The 230-nt window shown below is 47.0% G+C and carries 1 protein-coding gene; it reads left to right on the forward strand.

Going from position 1 to position 230, the window contains the following annotated elements; translation table 11 throughout:
- A partial coding sequence (locus tag AAEY83_RS19050) for an ATP-binding protein (protein ID WP_351061849.1) occupies positions 1-230 on the forward strand: 230 nt, incomplete at both ends.

Here is a 230-nt window from a genome sequence, read left to right on the forward strand (position 1 = left end):
GTATACCCCAGCAGGCGAATCGATAACTATTAGTAGTGAGCGCACTGGAAATGATCAAGTGTGTATTGCGGTTACCAACCCAGGCGAAAAAATAGCAGCAGAGCATTTACCCTATTTATTTGACCGATTGTATCGAGCCGATAAATCAAGGCAGCGACAAGGCAACGGCGCGGGTTTAGGACTTGCGATAGTAAAAGCGCTAGTTACAGCAAATGGGGGCAACATAGTGG

This window comes from Psychrobacter sp. TB20-MNA-CIBAN-0197, assembly GCF_040309765.1.
In the GTDB taxonomy this organism is placed as follows: Bacteria; Pseudomonadota; Gammaproteobacteria; order Pseudomonadales; family Moraxellaceae; genus Psychrobacter; species Psychrobacter submarinus.